Origin of the sequence: Streptomyces sp. NPDC126497 (assembly GCF_040302425.1) — a bacterium.
GTDB lineage: Bacteria > Actinomycetota > Actinomycetes > Streptomycetales > Streptomycetaceae > Streptomyces.
Window position 1 is genome coordinate 1 of the sequence record NZ_JBEORT010000136.1, and the last position, 16,011, is coordinate 16,011.

Sequence of the window (16,011 nt, forward strand, 5' to 3'; positions counted from 1 at the left end):
TCGACACCCTCCCCAAACGACATCGGCTCCCAAGACCACAACCGGGTCTTGGGAGCCGACGTCACGCGAGAGCCCGAATTAACCAACAGCATCCCGTTCCCGGGGGCCGGGCCTTCGCGTGGCAGCGCGGGTGCGGGCCCGGGCGGGTTCCCTCACTGTGGGTGTCTCGGTATCACCCCAGTGTGAGGAGCGTGCATGCGACGTCGTCTTGCCCGGGTCCTGGCCCGGCCGCTGGTCCTCGCGGCCGCCGCGACCCTCATACCCCTGGCCTCGGCCGCTCCGGCGACCGCCGACAGCATCGTCGTCGGCGGCTTCCCCGTCGACGTCTCGGAAGGCCCCTGGACCGTGGCGCTGTCCAGCCGTGACCGGTTCGGAGGTACCCGGGCGGGACAGTTCTGCGGGGGTGTGGCGGTCGGCCGGACCACGGTGCTCACCGCGGCCCACTGCATGGACGAGGAGGTGCTGGGGGCGCCTCCGGACCGGGTGGACGACCTCAGGGTGATCGCGGGACGCACGGAACTGCTCTCGGAGCACGGTCAGGAGATCGCCGTACGCGACACCTGGGTGAACCCGGGCTACGACGGCGTCACCAACTCCGGCGACTTCGCCGTGCTCAGCCTGGCGGAACCGCTGCCCTCGAGCTCGGTCATAGCCATGGCCGGGCCGGGTGACCCCGCGTACCGGGCGGGCACCGAGGCCATGGTCTACGGATGGGGGGACACCACGGGATCGGGTTCCTACGCCGGCAGCCTGCACGCGGCACGCGTGCGCGTGCAGCCCGACGCACTGTGCGAGAAGGCCTACCCGGGCGGTTCCGAGGGCACCTACCGCGCCGGGACGATGCTGTGCGCGGGGGAGGCGCAGGGCGGCCGGGACGCCTGCCAGGGGGACAGCGGCGGGCCGCTGGTGGCCCAGGGGCGGCTGATAGGCCTCGTCTCCTGGGGGACGGGGTGCGGCTGGGCGGGCAGCCCCGGGGTGTACACGCGCGTCTCCGACGTCCTGCTGACCCTCGGGTGGGCGCAGGGCTGAGGAACGGCGCAAGGGCCCCGGCGGGCCGTCGAGCGGTCCCGGGCGGCCGTGGGTACGAGACGGGCGGCTGCCTCCGGGATGGAGGCAGCCGCCCGCTCGCCGGCCTGTGCCGGGCTGCTCGTCGTCGGACGCGAGGTGTCAGCGCTCTTCGTCGGGCGCGGTCGCAGTGGGGGTGGTCAGCCGCTCCGTCTCGTCCTGTATCTCAGCGGCGATCTTCTTGAGTTCCGGCTCGAACTTGCGGCCGTGGTGGGCGCAGAAGAGCAGTTCTCCGCCGCTCAGCAGGACGACGCGCAGGTATGCCTGGGCGCCGCAGCGGTCGCAGCGATCGGCGGCCGTCAGCGGGCTCGCGGGGGTCAGAACAGTAGTCACGTCGCCTCTTCTCTAGCTCGACGAGCTGTCGTACCAGGGTCAACATCCAACCAGCCCCAAACGTTCCCGCTCGTGGCTTTTCCTCGAAAAAACTTTCCGAGGTGGGTGGCTGTTGCCGGTTGGCGGCGAATGTGCCGTAGTGCGTGTCTGATGTGTCGTACGGATTCGCGTTCGTATCGGTGGTCGGCCCTCCCGGCTGGCTTGCCGGTTGTTCATGAGGACGTGCCCGGAGCCTAAATGGTTCATGCCTCGAAGGGAACGTGATGTGTGCTTCACTCCATCGAGGGATCGAACAAGCATGCGACCTCGACTAGGGTGGGTTGCGAGTGAGGGTGGCGTTACAACGGCTCTACCAGGCCTCGGTACCCTCTCACCGGTGACTGAAGCCGCGCCCCTACCCATGAGGGCCGCATCTGAAATTCAGCGAGGAGCGAACCGCGTGACCGCCGAGACGTCCGTGCCGTCCACAGCGCTGCTGGCAGGAGCAGACCGGGACGGTTCCAACTACACCGCGCGGCACCTGCTCGTCCTCGAGGGGCTCGAGGCCGTGCGGAAGCGCCCCGGGATGTACATCGGATCGACCGACAGCCGCGGTCTGATGCACTGCCTCTGGGAGATCATCGACAACTCCGTGGACGAGGCCCTCGGAGGCTACTGCGACCACATCGAGGTGATCCTCCACGACGACGCCTCGGTGGAGGTCCGGGACAACGGCCGGGGCATCCCGGTCGACGTCGAGCCCAAGACCGGCCTCTCCGGCGTCGAGGTCGTCATGACCAAGCTCCACGCCGGCGGCAAGTTCGGCGGCGGCTCGTACGCCGCCTCCGGCGGTCTGCACGGCGTGGGCGCCTCCGTCGTCAACGCCCTCTCCGCGCGGCTGGACGTCGAGGTGGACCGGGGCGGGCACACCCATGCGATCAGCTTCCGGCGCGGTGTCCCCGGAGCCTTCGCCGCCATGGGCCCGGACGCGAAGTTCGAGGCCGGGAGCGGGCTGCGCAAGGCCAAGAAGATCCCGAAGACCCGCAGCGGCACGCGCGTGCGCTACTGGGCCGACCGCCAGATCTTCCTCAAGGACGCCAAGCTCGCCCTGGACACGCTGCACCAGCGTGCCCGCCAGACCGCGTTCCTGGTCCCCGGCCTGACCATCGTCGTCCGCGACGAGTACGGGCTCGGCGAGGGCGGCAGCAAGGGTGAGGAGTCCTTCCGCTTCGACGGCGGCATCAGCGAGTTCTGCGAGTTCCTCGCCTCCGACCGGCCCGTCTGCGACACCCTCCGCTTCACCGGGCAGGGCACCTTCAAGGAGACCGTCCCGGTCCTCGACGAGTACGGCCAGATGACGCCCACCGAGGTCACCCGCGAGCTCGGCGTCGACGTCGCGATGCGCTGGGGCACCGGTTACGACACTACGCTCAGGTCGTTCGTCAACATCATCGCCACCCCCAAGGGCGGCACCCACGTCGCCGGCTTCGAGCAGGCCGTCGCCAAGACGATGAACGAAGTGCTGCGCGCCAAGAAGATGCTGCGCGTGGCCGAGGACGACATCGTCAAGGACGACGCCCTCGAGGGCCTCACCGCGGTGGTCACGGTCCGCCTGGCCGAGCCGCAGTTCGAGGGCCAGACCAAGGAGGTCCTCGGCACCTCGGCGGCCCGCCGCATCGTGGGCAACGTGATCTCCAAGGAGCTCAAGGCGTTCCTGACCTCCACCAAGCGTGACGCGGCCCAGCAGGCCCGCGTCGTCATGGAGAAGGCCGTCGCCGCGGCCCGGACCCGCATCGCGGCCCGTCAGCACAAGGACGCCCAGCGCCGCAAGACGGCCCTGGAGTCCTCCTCGCTGCCCGCCAAGCTCGCCGACTGCCGCAGCGACGACGTCGACCGCAGCGAGCTGTTCATCGTCGAGGGCGACTCCGCGCTCGGTACGGCCAAGCTCGCCCGGAACTCCGAGTTCCAGGCGCTCCTGCCGATCCGCGGCAAGATCCTCAACGTCCAGAAGTCCTCCGTGACCGACATGCTGAAGAACGCCGAGTGCGGCGCGATCATCCAGGTCATAGGGGCGGGATCGGGCCGGACCTTCGACATCGACACGGCTCGCTACGGCAAGATCATCATGATGACCGACGCCGATGTCGACGGCTCCCACATCCGTACGCTGCTGCTGACCCTGTTCCACCGCTACATGCGGCCCATGGTCGAGGCCGGCCGGGTGTTCGCCGCGGTGCCGCCGCTGCACCGCATCGAGCTGATCCAGCCCAAGAAGGGCCAGGACAAGTACGTCTACACGTACTCGGACCGGGAGCTGCGCGACAAGCTCATGGAGTTCCAGAGCAGGAACATCCGCTACAAGGACTCGATCCAGCGCTACAAGGGCCTCGGCGAGATGGACGCCGACCAGCTGGCCGAGACCACCATGGACCCGCGCCACCGCACCCTGCGCAGGATCAACCTCACCGACCTGGAGGCCGCCGAGCAGGTCTTCGACCTCCTCATGGGCAACGACGTCGCCCCGCGCAAGGAGTTCATCTCCAGCTCCGCGGCGACCCTGGACCGCTCGCGCATCGACGCGTAGCGGTCGCACCGGGCGCGCGCACGGTCCAGTCACCTGATGGGGTGAAGCAGAACGGGAAGAAGAGTCGGGGATCTTCCCGTTCTGTCCATCCTTGGGCATGCAGCGAAGCAACTCGGGGGACGTGAGGTACGACGATCCCTGGTACGACGCCCTGGCCTCGGGCTGGGGCGAGTCGGCCGGCCCGGTGGAGGCGGCGCCGCCGGCCCGCCGCGCGGACGGGGCCGACGTCTACCTCGAAGTACAGCGCAGCGCGGCCTTCCAGGAGGTGCGCGGTCGCTACCGGCGGTTCGTGGGGCCGGTGGTCGTCGCGTTCCTCACCTGGTACGTGGCGTACGTCGTGACCGCGACGGCCGCGCCGGGACTGATGGCGCGGCCCGTCGCGGGGGCCGTGAACCTGGGCCTGCTCGCCGGGCTCGGCCAGTTCCTGACCACCTTCCTGCTCACCTGGGCCTACGTCCGCCACGCGCGGCTGCGCCGGGACCGGGCGGCGCTGGAACTGCGCTGGGACGCCCAGGAACTGGCGCGCGGCAGAGGCGGCGCGGCGTGACGGGCGACCACCGGATGCCGGCGCTGCTGCTGTTCGGCGCGTTCGTCGCGGTGACCCTGGCCATCACGACCTGGGTGAGCCGCCGACGACGGGGCTCCGCGGAGGAGTTCTACGCGGGCGGCCGGCTCTTCTCCCCGATGGAGAACGGTTTCGCCCTCGCGGGCGACTACATGTCGGCCGCGTCCTTCCTCGGCATCTCCGGACTCATCGCGCTGGTCGGCTACGACGGGATGCTCTACTCGGTGGGCTTCCTGGTGGCCTGGCTGGTGGTCCTGTTCCTGGTCGCGGAACTGGTGCGCAACTGCGGGCGCTTCACCCTCGCCGACGTGGTCGCCGCGCGCATGAGGGAGCGGCCGGTGCGGATCGCGGCGGGAACCTCGTCGGTCACCGTCTCCGTCCTGTACCTGGTGGCACAGATGGTGGGCGCCGGCAGCCTGGTCTCGCTGCTGCTCGGGGGCACGGGCGAGGCGGCCCGGTCCTGGACCGTCGTCGGCGTGGGAGTGCTCATGGTGATCTACGTGTCGCTGGGCGGGATGCGGGCCACCACCTGGATCCAGATCGTCAAGGCGGTGCTGCTGCTCGGCGGCACCGTCGCGCTGACCGTCCTCGTCCTGCTGCGGTTCCACGGCGACGTCAACCGGCTGCTGCTCACCGCCGCCGAACGCAGCGGTCACGGTGAGGCGTTCCTGGCGCCCGGGCTCGCCTACGGCGCGGACTGGACCGCGCGGTTCGACTTCATCAGCCTGGGCCTCGCGCTGGTGCTCGGCACGGCGGGGCTGCCGCACATCCTGTCCCGCTTCTACACCGTCCCCACCGCGCGGGCGGCACGGCGGTCGGTCGTCTGGGCGATCGGCCTCATCGGCGGCTTCTACCTGATGACGATCGTGCTCGGCTTCGGTGCCGCCGCCCTCGTCGGACCGGACGCCGTGCGCGCCTCGAACGCGTCCGGGAACACGGCGGTGCCGCTGCTCGCCCTCGACCTGGGCGGCGGCGCCGGCTCCACGGGCGGGACGATCCTGTTCGCGAGCGTCGCCGCGGTCGCCTTCGCCACCATCCTCGCCGTGGTCGCCGGCATCACGCTCGCCTCCTCGGCGTCCGTCGCGCACGACCTGTACGCCTCCCTGCGGCGCCGGCGCGGGAAGCCGCACAGCGAGGTGGCGGTGGCCCGGGTCGCCGCGGCCGGCGTCGGTCTGCTCGCGATCGGCCTCGGTCTGCTGGCCCGCGACCTCAACGTCGCGTTCCTGGTGGGCCTCGCCTTCGCCGTGGCCGCGTCCGCGAACCTGCCCGTGCTGCTGTACTCGCTGTTCTGGCGCGGTTTCACCACCCGCGGTGCCGTGTGGTCCGTCTACGGAGGTCTGGTCCCGGCCGTGGTGCTGGTGCTGCTGTCGCCCGTGGTGTCGGGCGGCCCCGCGTCCCTCTTCCCGGACGCCGACTTCCAGCTCTTCCCGCTGCAGAACCCCGGTCTGGTCTCCATCCCGCTGGGCTTCCTCGCGGGCTGGCTCGGCACGCTCACCTCGCCCGAGGTGCCCGACGAGGCCAAGCACGCGGAGACCGAGGTGCGCTCGCTGACCGGCGCGGGGGCGGTGTAGGGCGCCCGGCAGGGCCGGGCCGCGCCGCCCTCCGTGAGAGGGGGAGGACACGGCTCCCTCCCGCCCCCACGGGGCCGTGTCCTCAGGCGCGGGCCGCCCACGCATAACGGTGTTCCGGGCGGCCCGCGTCGCCGTACTTCAGCGTCAGCGTGGCCCGTCCGGTGCGCTCCAGGAGCTTCAGATAGCGCTGGGCGGTCTGACGGCTCACCCCCGTGCGCTCGGCGATCTCCTGGGCCGACAGCGGGCCGTCGGCGTGCATCAGGGACTGCCGCACGAGTGCGGCGGTGGTGGGGGAGTGGCCCTTCGGCAACGGCGACTCGGACGACGCCGACAGCGCGCCGAAGATGCGGTCCACCTCTCCCTGCTCCGCCTCACCCCCGCCGTCGAGGGTGCGGCGCAGCTCCGCGTACGCCTCCAGCTTGACGCGCAGCCCGGCGAAGGCGAACGGCTTGACCAGGTACTGCAGGGCGCCTTGGCGCATCGCCGCCTGCACCGTGGACACGTCCCGGGCCGCCGTCACCATGATCACGTCGGTCTGGTGGCCGCGCCGGCGCATCTCCCGCACCACCTCGAGCCCCGTCCCGTCGGGCAGGTAGTGGTCCAGGAGCACGAGGTCCGGCCGGGGCGGCGCCTCCAGCCGGCCGAGCGCCCCGGCCGCGCTGTGCGCCTGACCGGCGACCCGGAAACCGGGCACCTTCTCGACGTAGGCGGCGTTGACCCGTGCGACCCGCACGTCGTCGTCCACGACCAGGACCTCGATCATCGCGACTCCTCCTCGCTGGTTCCCGGGCCGGCCACCCCGGTGGGCGCGGGTTCCGCGCCCGGTTCGCTCAGCGCCTCGGGCAGCACGACGGTGAACTCCGCGCCCCCGCCGTCGGCCTCGCCCACGGTCGCGCCGCCCCCCTGCCGCTGGGCGAGCCTGCGCACCAGGGACAGTCCGATGCCGCGCTCGCGGTGGGCCGGCGGCTCCTTGGTGGACCAGCCCTCGGTGAAGACCGACTCGCGGTGCTCCGGCGGGATCCCGGGCCCGGTGTCGCGCACCACGAGCACCGCCGTACGGCCCTCGGCGCGCAGTTCGACCTCCACGCGCGCCTGCGGCGTACCGGCGACGGCGTCCAGGGCGTTGTCCACCAGGTTGCCGACGACGGTGACGAGCCCCCGGGGGTCGACCAGCCGGTCCGGCAGCCGGGTCCCGTCCGACACCCACAGCGCCACCCCGCGCTCGGCCGCCACCGTCGCCTTGCCCACCAGCAGCGCGGCGAGCAGCGGGTCCCGGATCTTCTCGGTGACCTGCTCCGAGGTGGTCCGGTGGTCACCGACGACCTCGCCGACGAACTCCACCGCGTCGTCGTACATCTCCAGCTCCAGCAGCCCCAGCAGGGTGTGCATGCGGTTGGCGTGCTCGTGGTCCTGGGCGCGCAGCGCGTCGATCAGCCCGCGCGTGGAGTCCAGTTCCCGGCCGAGCCGGTCCAGCTCCGTGCGGTCGCGCAGGGTGGCCACGGCACCGCCGTCGTCCGTCGGCATCCGGTTGGCGACCAGGACCCGCCGGCCGCGCACGGTGAGCAGATCGGTGCCGGTCACCCGTCCGGCCAGCACATCGGCGGTGCGTCCCGCGCCGAGCGCCTCGTCGGGGGAGCGGCCGACCGCCTCCTCACCGACCCCCAGCAGGCGTTGCGCCTCGTCGTTCAGCAGCCGGATCCGGCCGGTGCGGTCCAGGGCGACGACGCCCTCCCGGATGCCGTGCAGCATCGCCTCACGCTCCGCGAGCAGCGCCGCGATGTCCGAGAAGGCCAGGTCACGGGTCTGTCGCTGCACCCGCCGGGAGATCAGCCAGGCCGCGAGCGCGCCCACGGCCAGGGCGCCGCCGGCGTAGGCGAACAGTCCCGGGACGGCGTGGATCAGCCGGGCCCGGACGCTGTCGTAGGCGATGCCGACCGAGACGGCCCCGACGATCCCGCCGCCGTCGTCCCGCAGCGGCACCTTGCCCCGCGCGGAGCGTCCCAGCGTGCCGTCGTCGATCTCCATGACGTCGTGTCCGGCCAGCGCCTCACCGGGGTCGGTCGACACCAGGCCGCCGATCCGCTCCGGATCGGTGTGCGACCAGCGCACGCCCCGCCGGTCCAGCACCACGACGTACTCGGCGCCGGTGGCCTTCCGGATCCGTTCGGCCGTCCGCTGCACCGGCCCGTCCGGGGACGGCTCCGTGCCGCGCAGGTCCCGCACCAGCTGCGGCTGCTGGGCGGTGGTCTGCGCGATCGCGAGCGCGCGGCGCATGGCCTGGTCGTCCAGCTGGTCGCCGAGCGGTGCGAGGAACAGCCCGGTGGCCAGCACCGCGACCCCCGCGGCGATCGCCAGCTGCATCAGCAGGACCTGCGAGAACACCCGTCGAGGCAGGCCGAGGCGCAGGCGGCGTACGGGGGCGGTGGAGCTCATGCCCCCGACGGTACGCGGGCGGGTGCGGGGTGCCGCAGGGGTGTGGCGGGGATCTCCCGGATCCGCGGAACGGGGGTTCAGCCCGACAGCGTCGCCAGGCTCACCTCGCGGACACCCACGACGTCCATCCGCGCGGGTGAGCCGAGCGCCGACCCGCAGCTCTCCGGACGGGGCGGCAGGGAGGCGCCCCGGGCGACCTCCACCCGCCACCGGCGCCCGTCCGCGTGGGCGACGGTCACCACCCAGCGGGGCGCCGTGCCGTCCGTCCGCAGGACGCGCAGGGCCTCGGCGGCGTACTCGCCCACTGTCCGCCGGACGGCCAGCTCGGCCGCCTGCTCCGGGCGCTCCCAGGCGGAACCGCCCCGGCACCCCTCGACGACGATCCGGCCCTCCTGCACGCCGTGCAGCACTTCCTTGACGGCGTGCGCCTCGGCGCGCCCGTACGCGTAGCCGTACGGCAGCACGAGCACGGTGGGGGAGAAGCGGTGGCCGCCCAGGTGGGTGACCTCCCAGACACCCTCGACCCCGGAGGCGGCGAGTTCGGCCGCCAGGGGCCGCCCGAGCAGGGCACAGCAGCGGTCGCGCTTGCCGTTGGTGCAGACGAGGGCGAGGGGGGCGCCCCGGTGGGGCCGGCCGCCGAGCGTCGTCGCGAAGGTCTCGGGCTCGCCCCCGCCGAGCGCGGTGAAGTCGAGGTCGAGCAGGCGTTCGGGGTCCGTGACCGTGGCGGAGCGCAGCCACACGTTCCCGGGGACGGTGTGGGCCGCGTACACCCGGCGTGCGGCGGTGGTCCGGCGGTCGGCGTGCCGCCCGGGCCGCCGTACGAGCGCGATCCGCACCCCGCTGTCCCGCACGGCGGCCTCCAGGGCACGGCCCAGTGCGGGGTCGAGGTGGCTGGAGGTGAGCGCCTTCGCACCCCAGGGGCCGGGCTGCTCCAGCAGGAGCCAGGTCCGCGCGGTGGCCGCGGTCCCCGCGACCGGCTCGTCGAGCTCACGGGAGACGTTCGAGCACGTGCTCATAAGGCGAGCCTAACCTGACTTGCCCGGCAGTCGCCCGTCGCCCCGCCCGAGTTCCGGCCGGACGGCGGCCGGGGCGGTCCCGGCCCCGTCGGCGGACCCGCGCGGATCCGGTCCGGGACGGAGGAGTCCGCGGCCTGTTCAGAAGGGCTTCCGGCTACATAAAATCACCTGTAACCGCGCAGATGCGGACGTGGTGGTGCAGAGGGGTGCCGGGTTCCGTCATCCTGGACAACTGTGGTCGGGGGGCGCACATTGGACTGGATCAACGCGGTGGCGGGCGTGGTGACGATCGCCTCGTTCCTGCTGGCGACATGGCAGTTCCGGACCGCGCGGCGCGTGCAGCGCACCGAACGGGAGCGGATCGCCCAGCAGCGGGAGCGTCTGCAGACGGCGACCTCCGCGGCCGTCGCCGGGGCCGAGGCCGCCAATCTCATCGTGCAGCGCGCCAAAGACCCGTCGACCACGATCGCGGAACTGCAGAACATCGCCCGCCTTGCCCGGATGAATCTCGCACTTGTCGCGCGCCAGCTGGAGGAGGAGCGTTCACGTCTGGACGGCTGGCAGTTCGGCCGGCTGGTCACCAGCGGGCCGGGCGCCACCCCGTCCGGCGTCCCGGAGACGGACGACGGGGACGAAGTGGGCACGGTCGGGTGAGCATCGAGCTGCCCCCGGTCGTCCCGGAGGACGAACTGCCCGGTCACCATCCCCCGATGCGGCTGTCGTACCTGAAGCCTCGGCGGGTGCTCCGTGGCGGCATGTCGCTCGTCTACCTCTGCGACGCGGACCCGAAGGGGCGAGGGGTGACGGAAGCGGCGGTCAAACGGCTGAGCCCGGAGATCCTGGCGGTCCCCGGCACGGAGATCCGTTTCCTGCGCGAGTGCTACCTCTGGCTGCAGCTTGGCCGGCACCGGAACGTCGTCCGGGCGCTGTCCGCCCATGAGGGACGCTTCGAGGCACCCTTACTCGTCCTGGAGTACGTCCCGCGGTCCCTGCGCGCCTCGATGCCGGAAGCCGGAGCGGACCTGGGCGGCGTCCTTCGCACGCTGATCGGTGTCACCGACGGTCTCGCCCACGTCCGCGCAGCCCTGCCCGGTTTCGTGCACGCCGACCTGAAGCCGGAGAACATCCTGGTCTCGGCCGACGGCACGGCGAAGATCACGGATCTGGGCCTGGCGCATGTGCGGATGGCCGCTGAAGCGGTCGCCCCGGCAGGTCACGCGGGTCCCGCGAGGACGACGGACGCGTCGACGGATGTCGCGTTCCCGGCGGGAGCGGTGGCGGCGGTGAGCGCGGAGATCGCCGGTGGACACGCGTCCGGCCTGGCGGGAACGCCCCTCTACATGGCGCCGGAGCAGATCGTCAGCCGTCGTGCGGTCCAGGAGAGCGATGTCTACGCACTGGGCTGCATCGCTCACGAGATGATCTCCGGAGTTCCGGCCTACGGGCCGCCCACTTCCATGGCCGACTGTCTTCTGCGTCATCTCCATGCCGAGCCGCTGCCGCTCGACACCGCCCGGTATCCGGTTCCGCCCGCACTGCGCACACTGATCGGCGACATGCTGGCCAAGCACCCGGCGGACCGACCGGAACTGGATCACGTACGGAGCGTCCTGCGCCGGGTGGCCGCAGCCCTCGGGGTCGATGTGTCCGTTCCGGAGCCGTCTCCCACCGAGCCCGGCCGTCAGGTGGCCGCGGCGCAGGGGCTGCTCAACATCAGGCTCTTCGAGGAGGCCGAGGAGACGGCTCTCAAGGCGAAGGCCGGGCTGGAGGGCAGGGAGACGGTGCACGCGCGGCTGATCATCGCCCGCGCCCTCACCTCCCGAGGGCGGCCGGAGGCGGCCCTGCGGGAACTGGACGAGGTGGCCGAACTGCTCGACGAGGACACCCCCGCGGCGTTTTCAGCGACCTACTACACCGAGCGCGCCCATGCGGAACGCGTCACGGGTGACCTGCCGACCGCCGCCCGCAGCGCGGCGCGGGCGATCGCGGCGCAGCCGCAGTATTCGCGCATGTACGCGAACGCCGCCCTGATCCACCAAGAGATGGGTGAACTGGACAAGGCGATCGCGCTCACGCAGCACGCCCTCGGTCTCGCCGGCGACTTTTCCTACTTCTCGGGCCTGGCGAACATGCTCTGCGAAGCGGAACGCCACGAGGAGGCACTGGCCGTCTGCGACCGCATGGTGGAGTTCCACCCCACGGTCGGCTCGGCCTACGCCCACCGGGCCTTCACCCGCATCGTCGTCCACAGTGCCGTCGGCAACGGCGACGCCGACGCGTACAGAGCGCTCCGGGAAGCGGTGGCGGCGGATTTCGCCCGTGCCCGGCGTTACGGCTACCTCGAACCCGAGGTCAGAGCCGCCATGGCGGAGTTCACCGCTGCGGGGTGGGGGCGGTAGTGCGCGGGCGGCCGACGGGGAGCTGAGGAACGTCCCGCGGCCCGGAGGGTGCCGGCATCGGGCCGCCGTCCGCCGGTCGTCGGGTTGCGGGTCGACGGTGGGGAACCGGCGAGCGGTGGGCGGCGCTCGCCTCCTTCCGGGGTGCCGAGCGGCTCCGATCGGCGGGAAGGCGGCCAGGAGGCGCACGGAGGGAAGCGAGGGTCGCGCAAACCGGCGCCTTGCCCGAACGTCTGCCCGGCGGACGCTGCTCACAACCGTTCACTTCGCCGTCGTTCCCGGCACTCGTATCCTGGGGCGTCAGTCGGTCTTCGGGCGCACGCCGTGAGCGAGCCGGTGTGCGCGGAGGTGGGAGAGGGGTCGCGTGTCGGAGCGGAGCAGCGGGCGGCAGATTCCGGTGGTCGTACTGGCCGGTTTCCTCGGCTCGGGGAAGACCACCCTGCTCAACCACCTCCTCCACCGCAGCGGCGGCAGCCGCATCGGTGCGGTGGTCAACGACTTCGGGGCGATCGAGATCGACGCGATGGCCGTCGCCGGGGCGCTCGGGGACTCGACCGTGTCCCTGGGCAACGGGTGCCTGTGCTGTGCCGTCGACGGCAGCGAGCTCGACGTCTACCTGGAGCGCCTCGCCCGTCCCTCCGCCGGGATCGACGTCATCGTCATCGAGGCCAGCGGTCTCGCCGAACCGCAGGAACTCGTGCGGATGGTGCTCGCCAGCGAGCATCCGGGGATCGTGTACGGCGGGCTCGTCGAGGTCGTGGACGCCGCCGAGTTCGACGAGACCCGGGCCCGGCACCCGGAGATCGACCGGCACCTCGGCCTCGCGGATCTCGTGGTCGTCAACAAGGTGGACCGGGCCACCGACGCCGCGCGGGTACGGGACCTGGTCCGGTCCCTCGCCGGCCGCGCGGCCGTGGTGCCCGCCACGTACGGCCGTGTCGATCCGGAGTTCCTCTTCGACTGCAGACCGAGCGAGGAGCGCGTCGGGCAGCTGTCGTTCGACGACCTGCCCCGCGACGACCACGCCGAGCACCTGCACGCCGCGTACGACAGCGTCTCCTTCGTCTCCGGGCGCCCGCTGGACCCGCGGCGGCTGATCCGGTTCCTGGACGGCCGGCCCGAGGGGCTCTACCGGATCAAGGGATACGTCGACTTCGGGCCGTACGACACCCGCAACCGGTACGCCGTGCACGCCGTGGGGCGGTTCCTGCGGTTCTACCCCGAGCCCTGGCCCGCCGATGGGGAGCGGCTCACGCAGCTCGTGCTCATCGGCTCGGGCATCGACGCCACCGCCCTGCGCGGGGAGCTGGAGGCGTGCGCGGGCGACGGCACCCCACACGCCGACGAGCAGGGCATGTGGGGCGTGCTCCGTTATGTGCAGGGGGCGGCGGAGGACCCGGCCGCCTAGACCACCGGTCCCGCCACCACCGACACCGTCTTCGGCAGGGAGACGCCGGAGCCGTCGCGGCGCGGGTCGGGCTCCGGGAGGTCCACCGCGGTGCCGTTCCTCTGCGCGGCCTTGGCCGGGAGCGGACCCGCCCAGGCCAGGGCCAGGCAGTCCTCGCCCTTCAGGAACCGCTGGCAGCGCACACCGCCGGTGGCCCGGCCCTTGCGCGGGTACTGGTCGAGCGGGGTCAGCTTGGCCGTCGTCTGGACCGAGTCGTCCAGCGTGCCCCGCGAACCCGCGACCGTGAACACCGCCGCGTCCGCCGCCGGATCGACCGCCGTGAAGGAGATGACCTTCGCCCCCTCGGTGAGCTTGATGCCGGCCATCCCGCCCGCGGGGCGTCCCTGCGGCCGGACCTGCGCGGCCGGGTAGCGCAGCAGCTGGGCGTCGTCGCTGATGAAGACCAGGTCCTCCTCGCCCGTGCGCAGCTCGATCGCGCCGACGATCCGGTCGCCCTCCTTGAGCGTGATGACCTCCAGCTCCTCCTTGCTGGAGGGGTAGTCGGGCACCACGCGCTTGACGACACCCTGCTCCGTGCCGAGCGCCAGGCCCGGCGACGACTCGTCGAGCGTGGTCAGGCACACCACCTGCTCGTCGTCCTCCAGGGACACGAACTCGGCCAGGGGCGCCCCGCCCGAGAGGCTCGGCACCGGCATCGTCTCCGGGAGCTGCGGCAGGTCGACCACGTTCAGCCGGAGCAGACGGCCGAGGGAGGTGACGACGCCGATCTCGCCGCGGGCCGTCGCCGGCACCGCCGAGACGATCACGTCGTGCTTGACCCGCTTGGCGCCGGCCGCGAGCGGTTCGTTGTCCGCCGTGCGGGCGAGCAGGCCGGTGGAGGACAGCAGCACGCGGCACGGGTCGTCCGCCACCTGCAGCGGCACGGCGGCGGCCGGGGCGCCGGACGACTCCAGCAGCAGCGTACGGCGGTCGTTGCCGAACTTCTTGGCGACCGCGGCCAGTTCCGAGGAGACCAGCTTGCGCAGCTCCGCGTCCGAGTCCAGGATCCGGGTCAGCTCCTCGATCTCCGCGTTCAGCCGGTCCTGCTCGGCCTCCAGCTCGACCCGGTCGTACTTGGTGAGGCGGCGCAGCGGTGTGTCCAGGATGTACTGGGTCTGGACGTCGCTGAGGGAGAACCGCTCCATCAGGCGCTGCTTGGCCTGCGCGGAGTTCTCGCTGGAGCGGATCAGGCGGATGACCTCGTCGATGTCCACCAGCGCCGTGAGCAGGCCCTCGACCAGGTGGAGGCGGTCGCGCCGCTTGCCCCGGCGGAACTCCGAACGCCGGCGCACGACGTCGAAGCGGTGGTCGAGGTAGACCTCCAGGAGCTCCTTGAGGCCGAGGGTGAGCGGCTGGCCGTCCACCAGCGCCACGTTGTTGATGCCGAAGGACTCCTCCATCGGCGTCAGCCTGTACAGCTGCTCCAGGACCGCCTCCGGCACGAAGCCGTTCTTGATCTCGATGACCAGGCGCAGCCCGTGCTCGCGGTCGGTGAGGTCCTTGACGTCGGCGATGCCCTGGAGCTTCTTCGACCCGACCAGGTCCTTGATCTTGCCGATCACCTTCTCCGGGCCGACCGTGAAGGGCAGCTCGGTGACGACCAGGCCCTTGCGGCGGGCCGTCACGTCCTCCACGGTGACCGTCGCGCGGATCTTGAACGTGCCGCGGCCCTTCTCGTACGCGTCCCGGATGCCGGACAGGCCGACGATCCGGCCGCCGGTGGGCAGGTCGGGGCCCGGGACGTGCTTCATCAGGGCGTCGAGGTCGGCGTTCGGGTACCTGATCAGGTGCCGCGCGGCCGCGACGACCTCGCGCAGGTTGTGCGGCGGCATGTTGGTGGCCATGCCGACGGCGATCCCCGACGCGCCGTTCACCAGGAGGTTCGGGAACGCGGCGGGCAGCGCCACCGGCTCCTGTTCCTGGCCGTCGTAGTTGGGCGCGAAGTCCACCGTGTCCTCGTCGATGGACTCGGTCATCAGGCTGGTGGCCTCGGCCATCCGGCACTCGGTGTACCGCATGGCGGCGGGCGGGTCGTCGTTGCCCAGCGAGCCGAAGTTGCCGTGGCCGTCGACCAGGGGGACGCGCATCGAGAACGGCTGGGCCATGCGGACCAGGGCGTCGTAGATCGACGCGTCGCCGTGGGGGTGCAGCTTGCCCATGACCTCGCCGACGACGCGGGCGCACTTCACGTAGCCGCGCTCGGGCCGCAGGCCCATCTCGTTCATCTGGTAGACGATGCGGCGGTGCACCGGCTTGAGGCCGTCGCGCGCGTCGGGCAGGGCGCGGGAGTAGATGACCGAGTACGCGTACTCGAGGAAGGAGCCCTGCATCTCGTCGACGACGTCGATGTCGAGGATCTTCTCCTCGTACGAGTCGTCGGGCGGCGGGGTCTTCGTGCTGCGGCGGGCCATCGCTGCCGGCTCCTTGCTGAAGCGTGTGGACGGGATCTGATGCGGACCATTGTGGACCGTCGCACTGACAGAGGGGACCAGGGTCCCGGGTCCGGGCGGTTGGCGGGGGCGCGGTGCGGGGGGTGCGAGCAGGGTACGCGGCCCCGTGCGAACCGGCCGGGGGAGGGGTGCGCGGCCCGGCGTCCGCGGGGTGCCGTCGCGCCCACCCGCG

At 72.1% G+C, this 16,011-nt stretch carries 12 protein-coding genes; 7 read left to right on the top strand and 5 right to left on the bottom strand.

The window, feature by feature from the left end:
* Positions 1-195: 195 nt before the first annotated feature.
* Positions 196-1,029: a S1 family peptidase gene (locus ABTY20_RS32685; RefSeq protein WP_352000772.1), complete on the top strand. Its 834-nt coding sequence runs from the start codon at positions 196-198 to the stop codon at positions 1,027-1,029.
* 138 nt (positions 1,030-1,167) lie between these two features.
* On the opposite strand, the gene ABTY20_RS32690 is transcribed toward ABTY20_RS32685, so the two are convergent.
* Positions 1,168-1,398 carry a DUF7455 domain-containing protein gene (locus ABTY20_RS32690; RefSeq protein ID WP_352000773.1) on the bottom strand — a complete coding sequence of 77 codons (231 nt, stop codon included), beginning with the start codon at positions 1,396-1,398 and terminating at the stop codon, positions 1,168-1,170.
* A 439-nt stretch (positions 1,399-1,837) separates the two neighbouring features.
* On the opposite strand from ABTY20_RS32690, the gene ABTY20_RS32695 reads away from it, so the two are divergent.
* The 3 genes from ABTY20_RS32695 (at position 1,838) to ABTY20_RS32705 (ending at position 6,097) form a co-directional block, all read left to right on the top strand.
* Positions 1,838-3,961, top strand: a complete 2,124-nt coding sequence (locus tag ABTY20_RS32695) for a DNA gyrase/topoisomerase IV subunit B (RefSeq protein ID WP_352000774.1) — start codon at positions 1,838-1,840, stop codon at positions 3,959-3,961.
* A gap of 97 nt (positions 3,962-4,058) precedes the next feature.
* Entirely contained in the window at positions 4,059-4,508 is a 450-nt protein-coding gene (locus ABTY20_RS32700) for a DUF485 domain-containing protein (protein ID WP_352000775.1), read from the top strand.
* Positions 4,505-6,097, top strand: a complete 1,593-nt coding sequence (locus tag ABTY20_RS32705) for a monocarboxylic acid transporter (protein WP_352000776.1) — start codon at positions 4,505-4,507, stop codon at positions 6,095-6,097. The genes ABTY20_RS32700 and ABTY20_RS32705 overlap by 4 nt, the downstream gene beginning before the upstream one ends.
* An 82-nt stretch (positions 6,098-6,179) precedes the next feature.
* On the opposite strand, the gene ABTY20_RS32710 is transcribed toward ABTY20_RS32705, so the two are convergent.
* From ABTY20_RS32710 to ABTY20_RS32720, 3 genes are all read right to left on the bottom strand, one after another.
* Positions 6,180-6,860 (bottom strand): response regulator, encoded by a 681-nt coding sequence (locus ABTY20_RS32710; RefSeq protein WP_352000777.1) that lies wholly within the window; start codon positions 6,858-6,860, stop codon positions 6,180-6,182.
* Positions 6,857-8,530, bottom strand: a complete 1,674-nt coding sequence (locus ABTY20_RS32715) for a sensor histidine kinase (RefSeq protein ID WP_352000778.1) — start codon at positions 8,528-8,530, stop codon at positions 6,857-6,859. The genes ABTY20_RS32710 and ABTY20_RS32715 overlap by 4 nt, the downstream gene beginning before the upstream one ends.
* A gap of 77 nt (positions 8,531-8,607) precedes the next feature.
* Positions 8,608-9,546: a ferredoxin family protein gene (locus tag ABTY20_RS32720; RefSeq protein WP_352000779.1), complete on the bottom strand. Its 939-nt coding sequence runs from the start codon at positions 9,544-9,546 to the stop codon at positions 8,608-8,610.
* A gap of 252 nt (positions 9,547-9,798) precedes the next feature.
* Between ABTY20_RS32720 and ABTY20_RS32725 the strand changes: the two genes are divergently transcribed.
* The 3 genes from ABTY20_RS32725 to ABTY20_RS32735 all read left to right on the top strand — a co-directional run bounded on the left by ABTY20_RS32725 (position 9,799) and on the right by ABTY20_RS32735 (position 13,350).
* Positions 9,799-10,200 carry a hypothetical protein gene (locus ABTY20_RS32725; RefSeq protein WP_352000780.1) on the top strand — a complete coding sequence of 134 codons (402 nt, stop codon included), beginning with the start codon at positions 9,799-9,801 and terminating at the stop codon, positions 10,198-10,200.
* Positions 10,197-11,945, top strand: coding sequence for a protein kinase domain-containing protein (locus tag ABTY20_RS32730; protein WP_352000781.1), 1,749 nt, complete (start codon positions 10,197-10,199; stop codon positions 11,943-11,945). Before ABTY20_RS32725 ends, ABTY20_RS32730 begins: the two co-directional genes overlap by 4 nt.
* 361 nt (positions 11,946-12,306) lie before the next feature.
* A complete protein-coding gene (locus ABTY20_RS32735) occupies positions 12,307-13,350 on the top strand; it encodes a CobW family GTP-binding protein (protein WP_352000782.1) in 1,044 nt (347 codons plus the stop codon).
* Here the strand turns inward: ABTY20_RS32735 and ABTY20_RS32740 are convergent.
* Positions 13,347-15,800, bottom strand: coding sequence for a DNA gyrase/topoisomerase IV subunit A (locus ABTY20_RS32740; protein ID WP_352000783.1), 2,454 nt, complete (start codon positions 15,798-15,800; stop codon positions 13,347-13,349). The genes ABTY20_RS32735 and ABTY20_RS32740 overlap by 4 nt on opposite strands.
* Between the last annotated feature and the right edge of the window lie 211 nt (positions 15,801-16,011).